Raw genomic sequence first — 20,135 nt, forward strand, 5'->3', positions numbered from 1 at the left:
CCAACGATCAAGACCGCTGACCGCTCGCTGCGAGCAATTCCTTCAAGATCGTTGCCGGGTCGGCCCGCTGTTGCTTGCGGTAGTTGCCGACATGGCGAACGAACAGTGTCGCGCGCGTCACCAGGCTCTTGCCGAGCACTGGCTTGCGATCCAACTCTTCCTTGATTCGTTGAAACTGTGCCTGGATCACCGCATCGGTGTAGCGCGTGCCGGTGGCCAGGTTGTCGATGTAGATCGCCACGGCGCCGTCCAGTGCGCTGCGCCCGTTGGCAATCGCCATGTCGAACAACTGCGCGCTGGCCTGGTCCTTGTTGTCCACGGCCTGCTGGCGACTCTTCTGCAGGTTGGCCAGGCGGATGTTGTAGTTGCTGATGGTCTCGGCCACCAATGCGGCGGACTGGATCAGGTTGCCCGCCGCTTCTTCGCGCTGCTGGGCGATCAGCGAAACGTTGCGCTTGAGCTCTTCGTTGACCAGGCCCAGTTCGGCTTGCAGCTTGGGGTCGACGCTGGCGGCGATGATGCTGTCCAGGCGCTTGGTCGGGTCCTGGGCGTCGTCGATGGCGTCGGTCAGCGACGCCAGGCGGCCTTCTTTCTGCCACTGCACAAACAATTCCTTGTAGCGTGAGCGCGGCGCCGACAGCGCGCCAATCGCGACGCGAAAGCCGGTGGTCTCATTGCTTTGCTCGGTGCCGTCGGCGGCAAACAGCGGGTACTCGCGGCGCATGCCGGTGAATAACGTGCCTTCGCCCTCCAGGTAGTTGCCGCCCTTGACCACGAAGCCGCCATAGGTGCCCTGGCGGCGCCCGGCGTGAACGAGTTGGAAGGATTCCTGAACCATTTCCGCGGCATTGCCGATCACATCGAACATACCAATCGGGTTGGGCAGCTTGGTGCCGATGGGCATCAGCCGTGCAGCCTGGCCAGTGCCGCCGGCGACCTGGTTGAACACCGCGTAATCGCTCAGTGGCCCGTCGCTTTCACTGCCCTCGACGCGGCGTGGAAACAGGCGCCCCTCCAGGTCCTGACGGCTCACCGCCTGGCCACCGCGCGCGGCGAATTCCCATTCCACCTCGGTGGGCAAGCGCACAAAGCCCAGGCCGCCGTCTTCGGCCGAGGCGCCGCGACCACTCACCGGCAGCAACTCGCGGTGGTATTTCATCAGCCAGGCGCTGTACACCGCCGAGAAACGCTCGGCCTCAAAGCGCGACAGCTTTACTTTCGGCAAGCGCCCGGCCATGCCGGTGGGCGCATCGCAGGCCGGCGCCGGCTCGCCGCTGGCCAGCGACTGGGCCTGGGACATCACCTGGGCGTACTGGCGGGCGGTCACTTCGTATTTGCCGATGAAGTACAGCATGGGCTTGAGCGGGGTCTTGGCGTCGGTCTTCGGCATCAGCGGCGCGATCACGCTGCTCCAGTCCTTGGGCAGGTCCTTGAGGGTGAACTGGCCGTTGATGAAGTCGCGCCGGTAACCGGAGATGAACGACTGCTGATAGCCCGCCTCGCCTTCGGCAAAGGGGTAGCCGAGGTTGACCTCACGGTCGTCCAGGGTGCCCTGGGCCAGCACATAGGCGTAGCGGAACACCATGCTGCCTTCGCACGGCAGCGGCAGGCTCACGTCGTCCGGCAACGGCTTGGGGTTGTCGAGCTTGTCGCTTGCCTCATCGGCCCAGGCCAGCGAGGCCAGGCTCAGCGCCACACAGGCGCCCACTAACTTAAACATCTCTGATTCCTTCAGAAGCCTGGATACGCGCCACTCGCCAACCACCACAGGCCGCCGCCACGGCGCTGACGCCGAGTACAGCTACCAGGGCCAAGCCGTAGTGACGCGCCAACAGATGGCTGGCGTGTTCGCCCGGCACCTGCACGAATAGCTTATTCACAACGGTTTCGGCCAGGCCATACAACCCGGCACTGAGCACGGCGGCAACACTCGCGCTGTACAGCGCCTGCATCACCACAAACAACAACAGCGCGGCCGTGGAAAAGCCCAACAGGCGCAACACCGACAACTCCCGACGCTTGCGCGCCACCGCAGCCAGCGCCCCGGCGAACGTCGCCGCGAATGCACCGGCCAACGCCAACCCGCAGATAATCCAGAATACGATCGACAGGTTGCGACTCAACGACTGCACCTGGGCGATGGTTTGCGCCTGGGTCGACACCAGCACCTGCTGCCCGGCGAAGTACAGGCGCAGCGGTTCCACGTCGGTGAGCGTGCGCGCATACAAGCGAAACGCCGGATACACCCGCTGCTCGCCCACGCCGACCACCTCACCCTCCCACTGCAACGCCGGCACCGCGCGGCCGTCGCGATAATCTTCCACCGCCTCCAGCAACGCCAGGTCAGCAAACAGCCCGTCACGGGCAAAGGCCTCCAGCGGCAATACCGCCAGCACCTGCACCCGCGTGCGCTGCGCCTCGACGCGCCCTGCCAGTTGCCGCGCAAAGCGGGTCTCCAGCCAGTCGCCGGGCCGCGCCGCAAGCTTCTCGGCGGCGGTATGGCTGAGCACGATCTGGTCCAGGCCCTTGGGCATCGGCAAGCCAGCCAGCAACGGGTCGCCCGAGGCGGTGGGCAGCATTTCCAATACCAAAGCACCCACCTGCGCGGTCGCCGCGATCTGCCGCGTACGCGGTATGGCGAACGCCACATCGCTACGCTGGCCCAACTGCTCGACCCAGGCACTGCTGAATCGACCACCGCCCAGCGCAATGATTTCACGGGTAGCCGGGTCGGTCTCCAAGCGTTCGGTCAAACTGCTAACCAGTCCAAATTTCAGCCCAAATAACACCAGCAATGGCGCGATAACGGCCACCAGCGCCAGCACCGAGCAGGCCGACAGCCACGCATCGTTGCGGTAGTCCTGCCAGGCGAGCGACGCAACCAGGCCGATGCGCATCAGCACGCCTCCCCGAGCGTCGCCGTGACACCGCCATCCGCATCGCGACGGCAGCCGATGCGCCGCACCTGCAAGCCACTGGCGCGGGCCAGGGGTTCATCATGGGTGGCAATCACACAGGCGGCGCGGTGCTCGCGAGCCTGGGCCAGTAGCGCCTGCATCACACGCTCGGCATTGAGCGGGTCGAGGGACGCGGTCGGCTCGTCGGCCAGCACCAGTTGCGGTGCGTGGGCCAGGGCGCGGGCGCAGCTCACGCGTTGGCGCTGGCCCACCGACAGGGCAGCTGGAGGCTTGTCCAACTGGTCGCTGATTTCCAATTGCTCGGCCAGGCGCGCCACGCTGCCGTCGTCCTTCAAGCCCAGTAATTGGCGGGACAAGGCAATGTTGCCGCGCACATCGAGAAACCCCAGCAGCCCGCCGGTTTGCAGCACATAGCCCAGATGCCGGCTGCGCAACCTTGCCAGGGCGCTTTGCCCATCCGCGCGCCAGAGCCCGTCGATGTCGACCTGGTTGAACTCGAACTGCCCGCTCCGATCCGGCGCCAACACCAGCGCCAGCATGTCCAGCAAGGTGCTCTTGCCACAGCCGCTGGGCCCGACAATCGCTAGTTGCTCACCGGCACACAAGTGCAGCGCCGGAATCACCAGGCTGTAGCGCTGGCTGCCGACGCCCCGGCTCTTGTGCACCGCGTTCAGGCTCAGCATCACGGCAACGTCGACAACGGTACGCGGTACAACGCATCGCCCGGTTCGGCATCGCCGAAACGCACCCAGTTGGCCAGGTCATTGTGGAAGGTTTCGTAGAGGCGGATTTTCGAATCCAGCTCGTCGATAAAGTCTTCCTGCTCAGCCACGCTCAACGACAACCACAGGTCCTGGGTCATGTTCAGCGACTTGCTGCGATACGGCAGGCCCTCCAGGTATTCGCCCAGCAGGCCGCCGTCGGCCAGGTTGCCGCCCTTGCGCAGGGCTTGCGGGTCACGGCTCATATACGCCGAGGCGCTGGCGATTTCCTGGAAGAAATCCTTGGGCGAGCTTTGGGTTTTGCGCGCCGCGTCGACGATCAGTTTCAGCGACTGCTGCAGGTCGTTCAGTTGCAGCTTGGTCAGCATCACGCACACCTGGAACGCCGGCAGCGCCGGGTTGGTCAGGTCGCGGTCGGCGGTCCAGGCGCTGACCAGTTGGGGCGCCTGGCTCGCGGTTTTGCGGCCAAGAAAATCCATGTGCATCGCATAACCGACCGCTGCGGACTTATCCGCCAGGCTCGGCGCGGCACTGAGCAGCGGCACCGGCTGCGGCGTGTTACTGCGCACCTGATGCACGAGGTTGGCGAACACCGTGCCGATCTCGTCGACCCGCTCACCCAGCTTGCGCACGTCACCACCGGGCACCGCTGTGTACAGGTCGCCGATCTGCGGGTTTGCGTCGGCAGTCAGGGTGCGGTACTGGCTTTCGGCGCCGGCATGGGTTTTCTTGCCGGCGTCGGTGCGCAGATGCAACGCGTAGATCTTGATCTGCTTGCCCAGCGCCGCCTGGCGCACTTCGGCTTCGTTCATCTGGGTGGCGGCGAACGGGTCGTTCTTGCGCAACGCCCCGGCATCGGAGACCAGCAGGATGATGCGCCCGCCGTAGCCGGACCAATCCATGCCGTCCACCGCCTGCATCACCCCGGCAAACGCGTCTTCGTTGAACGAATGGCTGGACACCGTCGACGCCTTGACCTGCCGCGCCATGTCCAGGAAGCGTTGCGGGTCGCGGCCCTGGTCGAGGGTGATCAGGGTCTTGGCCACGTATTCCAGGCCGGGGGTTTTCTTGATGCTGTTGCGAAAGCCCACCAGGCCGAAGCTGACGCTGTCCAGCTCGCCGCGTTCGGCGATACGGGTTTGCAGTTCGTGCACCACGTCGCGCACCTGGTCGATATACGGCTGCATCGACACGGTGGTGTCCACCACCAACACCACCGCCGTGCGGAAGGCGTCGGCATTGGCGCCAGCCACGGCGGCCGCCGGCTTGGCAATGGCGCTGCTGCCAGGGTCGATGGAGGCGACATTGAGCAGTTGCACGGGCTGGCCGTTTTCGTCGAAGCTCTCTTTGGCGTCGAAGATCGGCAGCAGGTAGAACTGGTTCTGCGGCACCGCGCTGGCGGTGGGTTCCAGGGCCAGGACTTGTTGATTGTCTTCGCGGTTGTTCTGCGCCTTGGCCAACACGCTTTTCGCCGCTGCGGGGTCGGCCAGCAGTTTTTCCACCTCAGCGGACTGGCGCAGGAACATCACCGGCGCCCGGCCTGAGCGCTCGGTGAACTTGAGCACCAGGCTCTGCTTCCAGTCACTGACCTGCGAGGCCGGCAGCCAACCGTCACTGCGACCATCGGTGGCCGCGCCGACCCGCACCCAAGGGCTGCCGTCGACCTCCTTGCGCTGGTACACGTAGAGCACGGAAAACGCCGGCAAGGCTTTGCCCGACGCGCTGCCCGCCTCGTTGGAAAGCTTCGCGCCGGGCTTGCTCAGCACACGCTGGAACAGGGTCTTCTTGCCGGCCATCAGCAGCGGACGCTGGCCGCCATCCGCATCCGCAACCGCAACCGCCGCCGCAGGTGGCTTGGCTTGAGGCACCACGGCAGCCGGCGGCTTGACCGATTCATCGGTGCCGCCCAACCACCAGTAACTGGCGCCACCGATGGCCAGAGCCACTGCCACGGCAACCGCCGCCAGCGCCAATACCGGCCCGCGGCGCTGCTCGCTGTGTTGCATCGGCGCCACCACCGGCCGACGCACGGGTTGCGGCTGGCCCGTCGGTATTTCAATGGACTCCGGCGTGATCCCCGCCAGGTCAAAGCTGAGCGGGATCGGCAGCGGCCGCACCAAGGTGGCCTCTGGCGACTGCGCCGGCAGTTGATCCAGCGCCAGCAGCAACGCCGCCGCATCCGGATAACGCTCTGCCGGGTCCTTGGCCAGTAACTTGCGCAGCACACTCTGGTAGCGGCCATGGTGCACCGGCAGTTCCGGCAAGGGCTCGGTCAGGTGGGCCAGCGCGGTGGAGAGCGCATCGGTGCCGCTGTAAGGCAGCTTGCCCACCAGGATTTCGTAGAGCACCACGCCTAGCGCATACAGGTCGGCGCGACCGTCGATCTCCTGGCCGCGCGCCTGCTCCGGGCTCATGTAGCTCGGCGTGCCCACGGCAAAGCCGGCCTGGGTGAACTGGGTGCGGTCGTCCAAGGACTTGGCGATGCCGAAGTCCGACAACACCGCCGTGCCGTCGGCGCGGAACAGAATGTTCGCCGGCTTGACGTCGCGGTGCACCAGGCCCTGGGCGTGGGCATAACCGAGCGCCGAGGCAATCTGGCGGATCAGCGTCACGCCCTGCTCCGGGGTCAGCCCGGCAGCGATGCGCTCCTTGAGCGTGCCGTTGGGCAGGTATTCCATGGCCATGTAATACAGCTCACCGACATTGCCGATGTCATGGATAGTCACCGTGTGCGGGTGCGACAAGCGCGCCAGGGTCTTGCCCTCGCGCAGGAAGCGTTCGCAGAAGCTCGGGTCGGCCGCCAGCGCCGCCGCCATCACCTTGAGTGCCACCTTGCGTTCCAGCGAACGCTGGGTCGCCAGGTACACATTGGCCATGGCGCCTTCGCCGATTTCGCCTTCGATGTCATAGCCGGGGATGACAATATTCATGGCGACACCTTCACGACGATGGTGGTGATGTTGTCCGGCGCGCCGCGATTGAGCCCCAGGTGCACCAGGCTGCGTACGATTTCATCGGGCGCGTCATGGCCGAGCACTTCACGGATTTCGTGGTCTTCGACGGTTTTGGTCAGGCCGTCGCTGCACAGCAGGTAGCTGTCGCCGGGGGCGATCAACAGGTCGACCGAGGCCACGTCCAGTTGCGCTTCCACGCCCACTGCGCGGGTCACGATGTTGGCGCGCGGATGCACACGGGCGTCGGCTTCGCTGAGCAGGCCGCTGTCTTGCAGGTCCTGCACGTAGCTGTGGTCGCGGGAAATGCTGTGCAGCTCACCATCGCGCAGGCGGTACAGGCGACTGTCTCCGGCCCACAGGCACACCCCGCGCAAGCCACGCGCCGCCAGCACCACCACGGTGCTGCCCATCATGGTCACGCCACGGTTGGCGGTTTCTTCGCGGACAGCCGCGTTGATGCGGATCAGGTCGTTGCGCAAGGCCGCCGCGTATTCCTCAAGGGAGCGTCCCACCGGCACGTTGCGCAGGCTGTCGACGATCAGGCTGCTGACATAGTCCCCCGCCGCGTGCCCACCCATGCCATCGGCCACCACCCACAGGCGGTTTTGCGGCAGGTCCAGGCACGCGTCTTCATTGACCTGGCGCACCATGCCCACATGGCTTTTGCTCGCGGATACATACGTCGCGCCCATCTACATCACACCTTCTTGTCCGAGCAAAAACTGCGCAAAATCGTTGGCGACAGGCAAGCCCTGGCACCGCAATAAACCGGGGGAAATACGCTGCGAACCTCGTCCCCACCAAAGGCTGGCACCTTCGCAGGCCTGTTCGGCAAGCGCCGTCATGCGCCCGTGGGGCACGGTGGCGGCCACGCGTTGCAGGCCGGCAAAACGGCTGTCGACCGCACGCGGTGCCGTCGCTGGCAGGCCAAGGTTGTCCAGGCCAGCATTGAACGCTTCGAACGTGGCGCCGGTGTCCAGCGTGCTCAGCAACAGCTCCTCGGCCTGCTCGAACCACGCATCAGGCCCGCCCACCAGGGAGGCCGGGTTGATGTCGTGATCGAGCACCACCACCACCGCCAGCGGAAAATAGCGCCCGACTCGATCGATGCTTGGCATCAGCACACCCGCCGCCGCGTCCGGCCCGCACACGCCTGGCGCGAGCACAAAGCGCCACAGCGGGCTGACCAGGTAAGCGTTGAGCCAGTCACCACCCAGGCTGTTCTGGCTGGCGAGCAAACCCGCCGCCAGCCAGCTGTCCCAGGGGCCGATAAAACTCTGGGGCAAGGCGCGGCTGACAAAATCACCGCGACTGGCCAACTTGCCGTAGAAACCCAGCGTCGTCATAGCCGCTCCGGCAGGCTGAAGCCGCTGAGCACGCGGCTCTTGAACGGGTTGAAGGCGCTGTTGGCGCGCAGCTCGTAGGCAATGCTCGCACCGTCGACCCGCAGGCGCAGGTTGAAGCGGTCTGGCGAGTTGCCGGCGGTAAGGTCCGATTGCTCCAGCAGGCGGAACCAGGCCCACGGGCCGTCGAGGGTTACGCCGGAGCGTCCGCTGGTCGACGGCGGCATGATCGACAGCCGCACCACGCCACTGCTGCCGGGGTTCGGCCATTGCATCGCCACCGGGCGGCTCGGGCCGTGGTCGTAGCTCAGTTGCTGGCCATCGAGGTCAAGCAGGAACTGGGTGATGGTCGGGTCCATCGACACCGGCTTGAGTTCGAAGCGCACGATGGGTTGCGTGCCGCCGGACCTGAAGAACGCGTCGCGAATCGTCGCCGCACGCTGGAAGGTTTGCAGCACGCCTGGCGCAATGCCGAGCTTCTGCGCCGCGCCCGGCTGCCAGCGCCAGGTCTGGGCCGAGGTGTCTACGTAAGGCTGCAGGTACTTGCGAAAGTAGTTATCCATCACCCCGCCGACGCCGAAAAACTGGCCGAAATCATCCAGGGTGGCGTCCCGTGCACTGCCCGGCGACATCGGGTAACGGCCGGCCAGGGACTGGCGATACACGTTGACCACTTCACTGACCCAGGCCGCGTTCAACTGGTTACGCACCCCGCCCATCATGCTATTGGTGGTGGAATTGACCACCGACTTGACCATGCCCTGCACCAGCGGCGGTTGGCGTTCGGCATTCAGGCTGACCCGCGTGGCCGCAGCCGCCGCCTGGTTCTTCGCCTCGCCCAGCAAGGCATCGCCGCTGGCACCGACCATGGCGCTGACCTGCACGTACAGCGCGTTCATGTCCGACAGCAAGCCATCGATAGCGGCCGGCTCGCCTTCGTTTTTACTGACGATGCTGTTGAGTTCGGCAAAGTGCGCGGTGACCGGATCGTCCGCCGCAGCGGGCGCGTTGGCGCTCGGTTGCTCCTGACCAAGCAGGCTGCCCAGGCGCTCCTTGAGCTTGTCGACGCCGCCTTCCACCGGCACGCCCTTGGCCGCCAATTGGCGCTCTTCGGCTTGCAGGTCGGTTTCCTTGGCCACCGCCACCAGCAGCTTTTTCAGCGGCGAGGTCGGGCCGGAAATCACCCGCAGCACATCGGCCGCCTGGGCCACGCTGGTGATCGGCACAAAGTCGATGTCTGCCAGCAACGCATCCCACTGGCGCTGATAATCCTGGAAGTACAAGCGGCGCACATCGGCAGCCAGGCTCACCACGTTCTGCTGGTCGGCCTGTTCCTGGCCGAGCACCCATTGCTCTTCCGCCAGGGTGCCGGTCTGGTTCAGGCTGCTCAGCAAAAACCCCTGACGATAACCCTTGGCGGTGAAAAACCCGCTCAGCGGTTCGCCCAACGGCTTGCCGCTCTTGCGACTGAACACCAGCGCGGCATCACGGCCGGCGGCTTCATTGATGCGAAAGTCCGGGATGCCTTCGGGCAGTTTCTGACGCTTGACCCGGTCGTAGACGCGCTGGGCCACCGGCAGCTGTTGCAGTTGGCGGCGCAGGTCGTCGATCAGGCGTGGGTCGAGGCGAGCATTCGGTGGGTGGCGGTCAAACAGCGCCTGCAAATGCCCGGTCAACGCCTGGCGCTGATCGGCCGGCAGGTCGCGTGGAAGGTTGCGGTCCCAGTCGAGGGCGATCCAGGCCTTGATGAAGTCCGGGTCGTAATGCTCGCTGTCGGCCAGCATCAGGTAAGCCTTGAGGCCTTCGTAGAGAAAATCCGAATTGCCGCCGCCGTGCAGTTGCTCTTCGATGCGCGTGACCAGGCGCGGCGCAAAGACCGCGATCAGCAACTTGCGGTAAACGCTCGCCGACTCGGCTTCGAGCATGTCGCCCTGGTACAGCCCCAGCCCTTCGGACCAGCTCGGCGAATCTCCGGCCAGGTGCTTCACCGCGTTGAGCAGCGGCAGTACGGCCAAGACTTCACGCTGCGCCGGGCTGAGGTTCTGCACGGTCTGGCCCAGGGGCGCGACCTTTTGATCGACCTGGGCGATATACGCCTGGTTGGCGCGATAACTTACCCACCACAGGCCGCTGACCACCACAACGGTGGCCACGGTGGCGGCCAGCACACCCCGGGCGATCCACTTGCGGCGGCGCTCGACTTTCGGGTTTACCCCCACCAATCCACGTTCGGCAAAGGCCACGGCGGTGAACAGTTTTTCGATAAAGTAACTGCGCCCCGTGCCGCTCTGGCGCGCCAGGTGCTGACGGTCCAGGTTCATGCTCTGGGCCATGGCGCCGATCAGGCGGTCAATCGGGCTGCCTTCCTGGGTGCCGCTGGTGAAATACACGCCGCGCAACAGCACGCGCTCTTCGAAGGCGTTGGGTTTGAACACCCCTTCGAGGAAGCTCTGCAGGCAATCTTTCAACGCACCGAACTGCTGCGGGAAACCGTAGATCAGGTCGCGCCGCGCCGGGTCGCGTTCCTGTTGCAGGCGTTCCACCAGGCGTTCGTTGAGGCGTTGTTCCAGGCCGGCGAACTCGCTTTGCAGGTGCGCCAACGGGCTGTCGCTGTGCTTGCCATCGTCCAGGGCAAAGGTCATGCCCCACACCTGGGCGCGCTCTTCTTTGCTCAGGTTGTCGAAGAACTCCATGAAGCCTGGCACCAGGTCGAGCTTGGTCAGCATCAGGTAGATCGGAAAGCGCACCCCCAGCTGGGTGTACAGCTCCTGGATGCGTAGGCGGATGGCAGCGGCATGGGCGGCGCGTTCGGCGTCGGTGCCGAGCAGCAGGTCCGACAGGCTGATGGCGATGAAGGCGCCGTCGATCGGGCGGCGCGAGCGCTGCTTTTTCAACAGGTCGAGAAAGCCCAGCCAAGCGGCTTTATCCACCGTGGAGTTGCTGTCCTGGGTGGTATAGCGCCCGGCGGTGTCGAGCAACACGGCCTGATCGGTAAACCACCAGTCGCAGTTACGCGTGCCGCCGACGCCGCGCACCGCACCGGCACCCAACTGCGCGGCCAACGGGAAGTGCAGCCCGGAGTTGACCAGCGCAGTGGTCTTGCCCGAACCCGGCGGGCCGATGATCACGTACCACGGCAGTTCGTAGAGGTTGCGGCGCTCGTCGCCACCCAGCTTGGCCTTTTTCAGCAGCGCCAGGGCTTCGTCCATGCGCTGGCGCAGGGTGCTGAGTTCTTCGGCAGTGGCAACGCTGTTGGGGTCGGCCGGGGTTTCTGCGGCCAGGCTGCGCATGACCTCGGCGGCCTGACGGCGCGCCTGGATGATGCGGAATACGCGGTAGGCAATCCACAGCGCGAACACCAGGATGATCAGCGCCCAGCGGCGTCCTTCGGGTGCCAGCATGTCGAGCAACGGCCCAACGAACCAGATGATCAGGCTCAGGGCGATCAACCCCAGCACGGGGATCACCCAGCGAATCATGAAACTGAAAAACGCCTTCACTCGACGCCCTCCGCCAATACGGTGATTTCAACCCGACGATTGCGGGCACGGCCTTCGGCAGTACTGTTGGTCGCCAACGGCTCGGTGTCGCTGCGGCCTTCGGCGCTGAAGCGCTCGGCCTGGCCGGTCTTGGCGGCAAGGATGTCCAGTACCGACTTGGCCCGTGCTTCGGACAGCGCCCAGTTCGACGGGAAGCGCAGCGTGGCAATCGGGCGATTGTCACTGTGGCCGGTCACCCGGACCTGGCCCTTGACCTTGCGGATGGCGTCGGCGATGCGCAGCATCAGCGGCTGGTAGTCATCGACGATGCTGGAGCTGGCGGACGCAAACAGTTCGTCACCCCGAATGGTCACGACCGAGCGGTCGACCTTGTCTTCCACCGCGACGCGGCCGGCCTTGATGTCTTCGGCCAGGAACCCGGCCAGGCGTGGCCGCTCGATGACTTTTGGCTGCGCCACCGGACGGTCGATGGCCTGCACCGGGATCTCGCCCAGTGCATGGATATTCTTGAATACCGGTTCGGCATCCGACGCCAGCTTCATGCGCAAGCCAAACAGCAACGCCAAAAGCAGCGCCAGGCCGATGGCCACGGCGATCCAAGGCGGCATGAACTGCGCCAGGCGATCGCGCGCCACGGTGACGCCGCGCCAGTGCGGCGACAGCTCGCGCTCATGCTCGCCGCGAGCGTTGCGAATCGCCGCTGCGGTGCGCTCGCGCAAGGCTTCCAGCTGGCTGCGCCCGTCGGTCATCACGCGGTAGCGCCCTTCGAAACCCAGGCACATGCACAAGTACAGCAGCTCCAGCAGGTACAGGCGTTCCCGCGGGCTTTGCAGGCAGTGGTCAAGTAACTGGAAGACCTTCTCGCCGCCCCAGGCTTCGTTGTGCACGGTGATCAGCAAGCTTTGCTTGCCCCAATCGCTGGTGCTGCCCCACGGCGTGCTCAACACCGCTTCATCGAGGGCGGTGCACAGCGCGTAACGGGCCAGCAGCACTTCGTTGCGCGCCACACCGGCGGCTTCGGCGCGCTCTTCGAATTGGCGCAGATAGGCCAGCAACTGTGCGCGCAGGCTGGCCGGCGCCGGGTGCGCGATGGTGTTGCGCAACCGCGTCAGCAAGGCCAGCAGCGGGCCGGCGGCGCTTTCCAGCGGGTTGAGGCCCTGGCTCTTGCCGGTGAGCATCGGCGCGGCCGGCATCGACAAAGGCGCCGGCTCCGCACGCGCAGGTTCCGGCGCACGGCCGCCGGGGCGCGGCATGAACTGAGTGCGGTCATCATCATTGGGGTGCATCGCGGATTATCCTCGGATCGCCCAGAAGGCCAGGTTCAAGCCCGGGAACTGCCCGGCGATGTGAAAGGCGAAACCGCCGGAATTGCTCAGCTGCTGCCAGTGCTCGCTGCCCCGGTCCAGCTCGTAATAGGTGCTGCCGGCGTGGTACGGCAGTTGGCGTGGCGCCACCGGCAACGGCAGCAGGCCGATGCCCGGCAGCTGCAGGTTGACCATGTCGCGGATGTGCTCCACCGAACCGACCTTGCTCTGCTGGCCGAAGCGTGCGCGCAGGGTTTCGCCAGGCACATCGGCACGCACCACGAGAATGAAGCTGGCGTTATCGAGCAGGGTTTTGTCGGCCAGCATCGCCACGTGGATGCCGTAGGCCTTCTCCACAATCGGAATCGGCGTGGCCTTGCTGTCGATCAACATCGACAGCGCTTCGCGCAGCGCCGCCATCACCGGGGCGAAGCTCAGGGCCAGGTCGTCGTGCTGGTACTGCGGGTATTCCTGGGGGCGCCGGCCGGAGGTGGAAAAAGTCGAAAACTCACCGGCAAGGCTGACCAGCTCGCTGAAGAAGCGCTCCGGGTGCAGCGGGCTCAACTGGCTGAAATGCTGGATCAGCGGCTGCGCGCGGTTGACCAGTTGCAGCAGCATGAAGTCGGCGATTTCCGACGCGCCACCGGCACCCGACGCCACCACACGCCCGGCCAGGGCTTCGCCACGCTGGTGCAGCAGGCCGAGCAGTTCGCTACGGAATGCGCTCAGCGGTTTGCTCGCAGCCACGTCCAGCACCGGAGGGATGTAGCTGTCATCGAGCACGAGGGCGCGGTCGGCACGTTTTTCCTTGATGCGCACCAGGCCAATGGCGGCGTAGTCGCTGATGCCATCCTGGGCGGTCAGCAAACGCAACGCCCGTGAGCCCACCGCCACCGGGGCGCGGTTTTCGAAGGGCGCGTTGTCGTCACGCACTTCACGCACCTGGCTGACGTAGCGCGCCGCTTCCAGGGCTTCGCCTGCCTCCACGGTGTCACGCGCGCCTGCTCGCTTGAGCGGCAGGGCCAGGTAGACCAGGCCATCGCGCAGGTTGTCGTCGATATTCAGCGGGCTCGGTGCCAGGTCGTCGTGAGGGATATTGAACGGCGTGCCGTCTGGCAACAGGCCCCGCGCCGACACGATTGCCAGCTTGCCCTGGGCGAGCAGGCCCTGGTCGATCAGCAGCTCGGAGAACCCCCAGGCGCCCGCGGACAAAGGCCGGCTGCGGGCGTCGATCAGGTTTTCCAGGTAACGGTCATGCTGCTGGAAGTGCTGCGTTCCGATGAACATGCCTTCCGACCAGACCACGCGATTGTTCCAGGACATGGGGGCTCCGATTGCTTGTTATTGGGCTGGGCTGGAGGGAGTGGCCACGACGTCTGCGCGCACGGCGCGCACATCGAGGCTGATCTGATATTCGGTGTATTGGCGAGGCGGCACGTCGATGACCGTGCGCCATTGCGCCCGGTCCAGCTCGCGATAACCCACCAGCAGGCCGATCTGGCGCGTGGACGGGTCGAGATCGCGCTGGATGCTCAATTGCTGGCCGGGCTGGATCACCACTTCGTCCTGGTCGAGCAGGTCCAGGCCAAGGGTGGATTGCGCCCGATCCGCCAGGGCGAAGTAATCGGAGCGCGCGAACGTGGCGGCGTTTTTCAGCTCGAAAATGCGCACCCGTACCGGGGCGGCCTGGCCACTGGCGCCGGGGTTGAGCCCGGCAATCGCATGAAAATGCAACTCGACGGCGGCCGTATCCGCTTCAGCCTCGGCGGCGGCTTCGGGTTTGACCGCGTCTTTGGCACACGCCGTCAGCAGCAGCGCGGTGGCGGCTGCGAGTAAAAACCTGGGAATCATCCTGCGTCCTCAATGACGTGTTTAGCTATCCGTTTTGTCCATCACTGCGACGCGCTTCAGCGTCGCTGTCGTGCGCTGTGCTCTTCGTAGGCCCGGCTGAACTCGCGGCCGAACAGGTCCTGGAAATCGTCCTGGGCCTCGCGGGAAATATTGTTGTAAAGCTCGGTGAATTGCTGCCAGTACTGGGCCTGGCGCGAGCCGTTGAAAATACTCGAGAGGCCACCGGGCTTGCCCATGCGTTCCTCCAACTGCGCCGGTTCAAAGCGCAGCAGCAAATGCTTGATCGCCGCTTCCACACCGGCCATCACCGCCAATTGGTGAGCGCGCAGGTCGTCGAAACTGTCACGTACCGCGACGTCAGGCGCCATAAACGCCTGGTTGCCGTGACGCAGCAGCAGCAGTAACGCTTCGTCGGCATTCGGGGCAAATTTCAACGGATTGTTTTCGGCGGGGCGGATCATGGTCTGCTGCATGCGGAATTCGCCCTTGAGGCTGGCCCGGGCACGCAACACATCGATCAGGCCCTCCACCATCAGCCGGTAGCTGCGGCCAATGCTTTCCATCTGGGCGCAGGCATCGGCCTTGTCCTGGCGTAACAGATCAAGGCCGGCACCGCGCAGGAAGGCTTGCAGCAGGTCGGGTTGTTGCTGGGCATCGCCGACAGGGAGCGCAACGGGCTCGACCACAGGCGGCGGTGCAATAACCGGGGCGGCGGGTGGCGCAGCATTGACCACCGGCGCAGGCGCGTCGCCCAACAGGTCCCAGTCTTCGGGAATCACCGAGCCTTGCACCACCGGTGTTGCTGCGACCGGCACGGCAACCGGCGCCGGCGGACGGAAGTCGTGTTGTTCGGACGGCACATGGTCCGCCACGGTCGGCGGAGGCACGGCAGTGGGGCTGAGGAAGTCGAACAGGTCCGGCAGGGTCTCCATCGACGAGGCGCTCTGGAATTGCGGCGCGATCATCGGCGTGGGCGCGGGCGTGTTCGCCACGGCGCCCATCAGCGCCTCGAAACTGTTCGGCGAATCACCGGCAAACGGCTGGCTGTCGACGGCCTGCACGTTGAAGTCGATGCGCGCCTGGATTTCGTAATCGCCGATGCGAATCAGCTCGCCATTCTGCAGAGGCTCGCTGTTTCCCCGGCGCAAACGGATGCCGGCGTTAACCAGCTCCACGCCGTTGGTACTGTTATCGGTTAAGTAATAACGGCCGTCTTTGTATTGAATAACGCAATGTTGAGAGGAGACGAGACGCTCGGGGTCGGGCAATACCCAGTCGTTTTCCGAACTGCGGCCGATCGCCATCGAGCCCTGGTTCATGGACTTTTCGGAGCACTGCCCAGGGGTAATCTTGTGGTAACTAGTGATAGTCAAACACAGCGACATCTTGCCTCCTTGCTGATACATCGCGCGCGGCCGATCCAAGGGCTACGCTTGCCCAGGTATCTGCGCCAGGTCGTGGAAACGACCGTCTGAATCTGTATTTGCCAGCATGATCGCTGATCTTATCCGGCTTGCATGACAAAAATCCTCTACGACGGGCACCGTTCGACCCACCAGTCGCGCAGGTTGTTAAACACCGCACATCTGTCACAGAGGGCGAATAGCTTACCTTGACAAGGCATAAGTACTACACCAAAAATGCACAACTTCTTGAACATCAGTGATGTCACAGTAGTGGCACTCTGCAAGTATGACCAAGAAAACATGCAAAGTTCACAGCGCAACTAATGCATGCATTGCCCGGCATCTAACGGGCTGATAGGGAGATCGAATTCAGTGGATGTGCCGTTGCTGCTCACCGCCGTGTCCGCGTCGTCGCCTTGTGGCGAAGACATGGAATATGACGCGCAATTTCTGCAATTGGAACGTGATGCCAAGGGCCAGCCCGAACGCAGCATGGGCGACTCGATCCTGCCCGCCGAGCCGCCGGAATGGCGCAGCATCCAGCAGCAGAGCCTGGACTTGCTCCAGCGCAGCAAAGACCTGCGCATCACCCATTTCCTGCTGCAAAGCTCGCTTGCCCTGCAAGGCGTGGCCGGGCTGGCCGAAACCCTGACACTGATCGACGCGTTACTGCGCCAGTACTGGGCCGATCTGCACCCGCGCCTGGATGCCGACGACGACAACGACCCCACTGTGCGTATCAACGCGCTGTCCGGCTTGACCAGCGACACGACGATTCGCCTGCTGCGCGAAAGCATCCTCACGCGCTCGCGCACCTTCGGCCCCGTGAGCCTGCGCGCCGCATTGAACGCCAGCGGCCTGCTGAGTTTCCCCGATGAACAACTGGGCGCGCAGCAACTCAACGCGGCGTTCCTCGACAGCGACCCGCAACAGCTGCAAGCCACCCGTGACGCCTTGAGCGCCGCGCGCGCCGCCTGCGAAGCCATCGAACAACAGGTCAACGAGCAGGTCGGTTCCGCCCAGGGCGTGGACCTCGGCGCGTTGAAACAGCCGCTCAAACAGGCCCTGCAACTGCTCAATCAAGCCGTACCCGGCAGCGACAGCAGCAGCGAACCCGAGGCTGTCAGTGAAGACAGTGCCCCCTCGGTGGATTACGCCGCCGCGTCCGCAGCACCGCGCCCCGTCGGCGATATCGCGAGCCGCGATGACGTGCTGCGCAGCCTCGACAAAATCCTTGCGTATTACACCCGGCACGAGCCGTCGAGCCCGTTGCCGGTGCTGTTGAACCGCGCGAAGCATCTGGTGCACGCCGACTTCGCGGCCATCGTGCGCAATCTGATTCCCGACGGCATGTCCCAATTTGAAAACCTGCGCGGCCCAGACAGCGAGTAAGCCGCCGGACCGTGCAGTAACAACACCGTCGCTCAAGCGACCAGGAGCAGCAACGTGGCGAAGCAAAGTTCTCAGAAATTCATCGCGCGCAACCGTGCGCCTCGAGTGCAGATCGAGTACGACGTCGAGCTCTACGGCGCCGAGAAAAAGGTCCAGCTGCCCTTCGTCATGGGCGTGATGGCCGACCTCGCCGGCAAGCCTGCCGAGCCGCTGGCACCCGTGGCCGACCGCAAGTTCCTTGAAGTGGACGTCGACAACTTCGACTCCCGCCTCAAGGCCATGCAGCCACGCGTGGCGTTCCACGTACCCAATGAGCTGACAGGCGAAGGCAACCTGAGCCTGGACATCACCTTCGAAAGCATGGACGACTTCAGCCCGGCCGCCGTGGCGCGCAAGGTCGATTCGTTGAACCAGTTGCTCGAAGCCCGCACCCAGCTGGCCAACCTGCTGACCTACATGGACGGCAAGACCGGCGCTGAAGAAATCATCATGAAGGCGATCAAGGACCCGGCACTGCTCCAGGCACTTGCCAGTGCGCCTAAGCCTGCAGGGGACCAGTAATCATGACTGACAATACCGCCCGCGAAGGCAGCCAGATCCTGGGTGCCACCGAAGAAGCCAGCGAGTTTGCCAACCTGCTGCTGCAGGAATTCAAACCCAAGACCGAGCGCGCCCGCGAAGCCGTGGAAACCGCGGTGCGCACCCTGGCCGAACAGGCCCTGGCGCAAACCGACCTGGTGTCCAACGACGCGATCAAGTCGATCGAATCGATCATCGCCGCCATCGACGCCAAGCTCACCGCCCAGGTCAACCAGATCATCCACCACCCGGATTTCCAGCAGCTGGAAAGCGCCTGGCGTGGCCTGCACTACCTGGTCAACAACACCGAGAGCGATGAGCAGCTGAAGATTCGCGTGCTCAACATCTCCAAGCCGGACCTGCACAAGACCTTGAAGAAATTCAAGGGCACAGCGTGGGACCAGAGCCCGATCTTCAAGAAGATGTACGAAGAAGAATACGGCCAGTTCGGCGGCGAACCCTACGGCTGCCTGGTGGGCGACTACTACTTCGACCAGTCGCCTCCCGATGTGGAACTGCTGGGCGAGCTGTCGAAAGTCTGTGCCGCCATGCACTCTCCATTCATCGCAGCCGCGTCGCCGACCGTGATGGGCATGGGCTCGTGGCAGGAACTGTCGAACCCGCGCGACCTGACCAAGATCTTCACCACTCCGGAATACGCCGGCTGGCGCTCGCTGCGTGAATCGGAAGACTCGCGCTACATCGGCCTGACCATGCCGCGCTTCCTGGCGCGCCTGCCATACGGCGCCAAGACCGACCCGGTGGAGGCCTTCGCCTTCGAAGAAAACACCGACGGCGCAGACAGCTCCAAGTACACCTGGGCCAACGCCGCCTACGCGATGGCGGTGAACATCAACCGTTCGTTCAAGCACTACGGCTGGTGCTCGCGCATCCGTGGCATCGAGTCCGGCGGCGAAGTGGAAAACCTGCCGGCCCACACGTTCCCTACCGATGACGGTGGCGTGGACATGAAGTGCCCGACCGAAATCGCCATCAGCGACCGCCGTGAAGCGGAACTGGCGAAGAACGGTTTCATGCCGCTGCTGCACAAGAAAAACACCGACTTCGCCGCGTTCATCGGCGCCCAGTCGCTGCAGAAACCGGCCGAATACGACGACCCCGACGCCACCGCCAACGCCAACCTGGCCGCGCGCCTGCCGTACCTGTTCGCCACTTGCCGTTTCGCGCACTACTTGAAGTGCATCGTGCGCGACAAGATCGGTTCCTTCAAAGAGAAGGACGAGATGCAGCGCTGGTTGCAGGACTGGATCCTCAACTACGTCGACGGTGATCCGGCGCACTCCACCGAAACCACCAAGGCCCAGCACCCACTGGCAGCCGCTGAAGTGATCGTGGAAGAAGTGGAAGGCAACCCGGGTTACTACAACTCCAAGTTCTACCTGCGCCCGCACTACCAGCTCGAAGGGCTGACGGTGTCGCTGCGCCTGGTGTCGAAGCTGCCGTCTGCAAAAAGCGCTTAAGTAACTCGCTCTTCTGTGGGAGGGGGCTTGCCCCCGATAGCATCACCTCGGTCTGACTGACAGACCGAGTTGCCTGCATCGGCGGCAAGCCCCCTCCCACACAAAAGCATCCCCTTTGGGGCATAACCAAATTCAGTGGCCCACGCCACACAGGGAGAAAACATGGCTGTTGATATTTTCATCAAGATCGGCGACATCAAGGGCGAGTCCATGGACAAGGCCCACAAGGACGAAATCGACGTGTTGAACTGGAGCTGGGGCATGGCCCAGTCCGGCAACATGCACGTTGGCGGTGGCGGCGGCGCGGGCAAGGTGAATATCCAGGACCTGTCGCTGACCAAGTACGTCGACAAGGCTTCGCCGAACCTGATGATGCACTGCGCCAGCGGCAAGCACATCGACAAGGTCAAGCTGACCGTGCGCAAGGCCGGTGGCGAAAGCCAGGTCGAGTACATGGTGATCAACCTGGAAGAAGTCCTGGTGACCTCCCTGAGCACCGGCGGTTCGGGCACCGATGACCGCCTGACCGAGAACGTCACCCTGAACTTCGCCCAAGTGATGGTCGACTACCAGCCGCAGAAAGCCGACGGCACCAAAGACGGCGGCGCGATCAAGTTTGGCTGGAACATCCGTTCCAACACCAAGCGCTGATAGCCCTTGTGGCCGTGGCTTCGCGCCACGGCCA

Annotated in this window: 15 protein-coding genes; 4 read left to right on the plus strand and 11 right to left on the minus strand. The window is 64.4% G+C overall.

The genetic code is table 11. The features are described from left to right. Positions 1-7: 7 nt before the first annotated feature. The 11 genes from C4J94_RS26770 to tagH are packed head-to-tail and all read right to left on the minus strand — an operon-like array spanning position 8 to position 15,977. Complete coding sequence (locus C4J94_RS26770) at positions 8-1,720, minus strand: SUMF1/EgtB/PvdO family nonheme iron enzyme (RefSeq protein ID WP_124388776.1); 1,713 nt, start codon at positions 1,718-1,720, stop codon at positions 8-10. Then, complete coding sequence (locus tag C4J94_RS26775; RefSeq protein ID WP_124388777.1) at positions 1,713-2,897, minus strand: ABC transporter permease; 1,185 nt, start codon at positions 2,895-2,897, stop codon at positions 1,713-1,715. The genes C4J94_RS26770 and C4J94_RS26775 overlap by 8 nt, the downstream gene beginning before the upstream one ends. Further along, positions 2,897-3,601: an ABC transporter ATP-binding protein gene (locus tag C4J94_RS26780; protein WP_124388778.1), complete on the minus strand. Its 705-nt coding sequence runs from the start codon at positions 3,599-3,601 to the stop codon at positions 2,897-2,899. The genes C4J94_RS26775 and C4J94_RS26780 overlap by 1 nt, the downstream gene beginning before the upstream one ends. After that, a complete protein-coding gene (locus C4J94_RS26785; protein ID WP_124388779.1) occupies positions 3,601-6,570 on the minus strand; it encodes a serine/threonine-protein kinase in 2,970 nt (989 codons plus the stop codon). Before C4J94_RS26785 ends, C4J94_RS26780 begins: the two co-directional genes overlap by 1 nt. Beyond that, on the minus strand, positions 6,567-7,286 hold the full coding sequence (locus C4J94_RS26790; protein WP_124388780.1) for a PP2C family serine/threonine-protein phosphatase: 720 nt from the start codon (positions 7,284-7,286) through the stop codon (positions 6,567-6,569). The genes C4J94_RS26785 and C4J94_RS26790 overlap by 4 nt, the downstream gene beginning before the upstream one ends. Continuing rightward, positions 7,287-7,940 (minus strand): type VI secretion system-associated protein TagF, encoded by a 654-nt coding sequence (gene tagF, locus C4J94_RS26795; RefSeq protein ID WP_124388781.1) that lies wholly within the window; start codon positions 7,938-7,940, stop codon positions 7,287-7,289. Beyond that, positions 7,937-11,437 carry a type VI secretion system membrane subunit TssM gene (gene tssM, locus C4J94_RS26800; protein ID WP_124388782.1) on the minus strand — a complete coding sequence of 1,167 codons (3,501 nt, stop codon included), beginning with the start codon at positions 11,435-11,437 and terminating at the stop codon, positions 7,937-7,939. The genes tagF and tssM overlap by 4 nt, the downstream gene beginning before the upstream one ends. Further along, positions 11,434-12,723: a DotU family type VI secretion system protein gene (locus C4J94_RS26805; protein ID WP_124388783.1), complete on the minus strand. Its 1,290-nt coding sequence runs from the start codon at positions 12,721-12,723 to the stop codon at positions 11,434-11,436. Before C4J94_RS26805 ends, tssM begins: the two co-directional genes overlap by 4 nt. Before the next feature lie 6 nt (positions 12,724-12,729). Next, entirely contained in the window at positions 12,730-14,064 is a 1,335-nt protein-coding gene (tssK, locus tag C4J94_RS26810; RefSeq protein ID WP_124388784.1) for a type VI secretion system baseplate subunit TssK, read from the minus strand. Between the two features lie 18 nt (positions 14,065-14,082). Then, positions 14,083-14,592: a type VI secretion system lipoprotein TssJ gene (tssJ, locus tag C4J94_RS26815; RefSeq protein ID WP_124388785.1), complete on the minus strand. Its 510-nt coding sequence runs from the start codon at positions 14,590-14,592 to the stop codon at positions 14,083-14,085. Between the two features lie 56 nt (positions 14,593-14,648). Further along, the gene (tagH, locus tag C4J94_RS26820; protein ID WP_124388786.1) at positions 14,649-15,977 is read right to left on the minus strand and encodes a type VI secretion system-associated FHA domain protein TagH; all 1,329 of its coding nucleotides are present in this window, start codon (positions 15,975-15,977) and stop codon (positions 14,649-14,651) included. A 393-nt stretch (positions 15,978-16,370) separates the two neighbouring features. Here tagH and tssA point away from each other — a divergent pair, with 393 nt between their 5' ends. The 4 genes from tssA (at position 16,371) to C4J94_RS26840 (ending at position 20,101) form a co-directional block, all read left to right on the plus strand. Continuing rightward, the gene (gene tssA, locus C4J94_RS26825; protein ID WP_124388787.1) at positions 16,371-17,390 is read left to right on the plus strand and encodes a type VI secretion system protein TssA; all 1,020 of its coding nucleotides are present in this window, start codon (positions 16,371-16,373) and stop codon (positions 17,388-17,390) included. 54 nt (positions 17,391-17,444) lie between these two features. Then, on the plus strand, positions 17,445-17,951 hold the full coding sequence (gene tssB, locus C4J94_RS26830) for a type VI secretion system contractile sheath small subunit (RefSeq protein ID WP_010207547.1): 507 nt from the start codon (positions 17,445-17,447) through the stop codon (positions 17,949-17,951). 2 nt (positions 17,952-17,953) lie between these two features. After that, positions 17,954-19,450, plus strand: coding sequence for a type VI secretion system contractile sheath large subunit (tssC, locus tag C4J94_RS26835; RefSeq protein WP_049710908.1), 1,497 nt, complete (start codon positions 17,954-17,956; stop codon positions 19,448-19,450). Positions 19,451-19,612: 162 nt separating this feature from the next. Further along, entirely contained in the window at positions 19,613-20,101 is a 489-nt protein-coding gene (locus C4J94_RS26840) for a type VI secretion system tube protein Hcp (RefSeq protein ID WP_005792512.1), read from the plus strand. Positions 20,102-20,135: the final 34 nt, after the last annotated feature.

The organism is Pseudomonas sp. R5-89-07 (assembly GCF_003851685.1).
GTDB lineage: Bacteria > Pseudomonadota > Gammaproteobacteria > Pseudomonadales > Pseudomonadaceae > Aquipseudomonas.

Excerpts from the sequence above, each read along its gene's own strand:
- C4J94_RS26770 (WP_124388776.1), bottom strand. The coding sequence starts at position 1,720 with ATGTTTAAGTTAGTGGGCGCCTGTGTGGCGCTGAGCCTGGCCTCGCTG.
- C4J94_RS26775 (WP_124388777.1), bottom strand. The coding sequence starts at position 2,897 with ATGCGCATCGGCCTGGTTGCGTCGCTCGCCTGGCAGGACTACCGCAAC.
- C4J94_RS26780 (WP_124388778.1), bottom strand. The coding sequence starts at position 3,601 with ATGCTGAGCCTGAACGCGGTGCACAAGAGCCGGGGCGTCGGCAGCCAG.
- C4J94_RS26785 (WP_124388779.1), bottom strand. The coding sequence starts at position 6,570 with ATGAATATTGTCATCCCCGGCTATGACATCGAAGGCGAAATCGGCGAA.
- C4J94_RS26790 (WP_124388780.1), bottom strand. The coding sequence starts at position 7,286 with ATGGGCGCGACGTATGTATCCGCGAGCAAAAGCCATGTGGGCATGGTG.
- tagF (WP_124388781.1), bottom strand. The coding sequence starts at position 7,940 with ATGACGACGCTGGGTTTCTACGGCAAGTTGGCCAGTCGCGGTGATTTT.
- C4J94_RS26805 (WP_124388783.1), bottom strand. The coding sequence starts at position 12,723 with ATGCACCCCAATGATGATGACCGCACTCAGTTCATGCCGCGCCCCGGC.
- tssK (WP_124388784.1), bottom strand. The coding sequence starts at position 14,064 with ATGTCCTGGAACAATCGCGTGGTCTGGTCGGAAGGCATGTTCATCGGA.
- tssJ (WP_124388785.1), bottom strand. The coding sequence starts at position 14,592 with ATGATTCCCAGGTTTTTACTCGCAGCCGCCACCGCGCTGCTGCTGACG.
- tagH (WP_124388786.1), bottom strand. The coding sequence starts at position 15,977 with ATGTCGCTGTGTTTGACTATCACTAGTTACCACAAGATTACCCCTGGG.
- tssC (WP_049710908.1), top strand. The coding sequence starts at position 17,954 with ATGACTGACAATACCGCCCGCGAAGGCAGCCAGATCCTGGGTGCCACC.
- C4J94_RS26840 (WP_005792512.1), top strand. The coding sequence starts at position 19,613 with ATGGCTGTTGATATTTTCATCAAGATCGGCGACATCAAGGGCGAGTCC.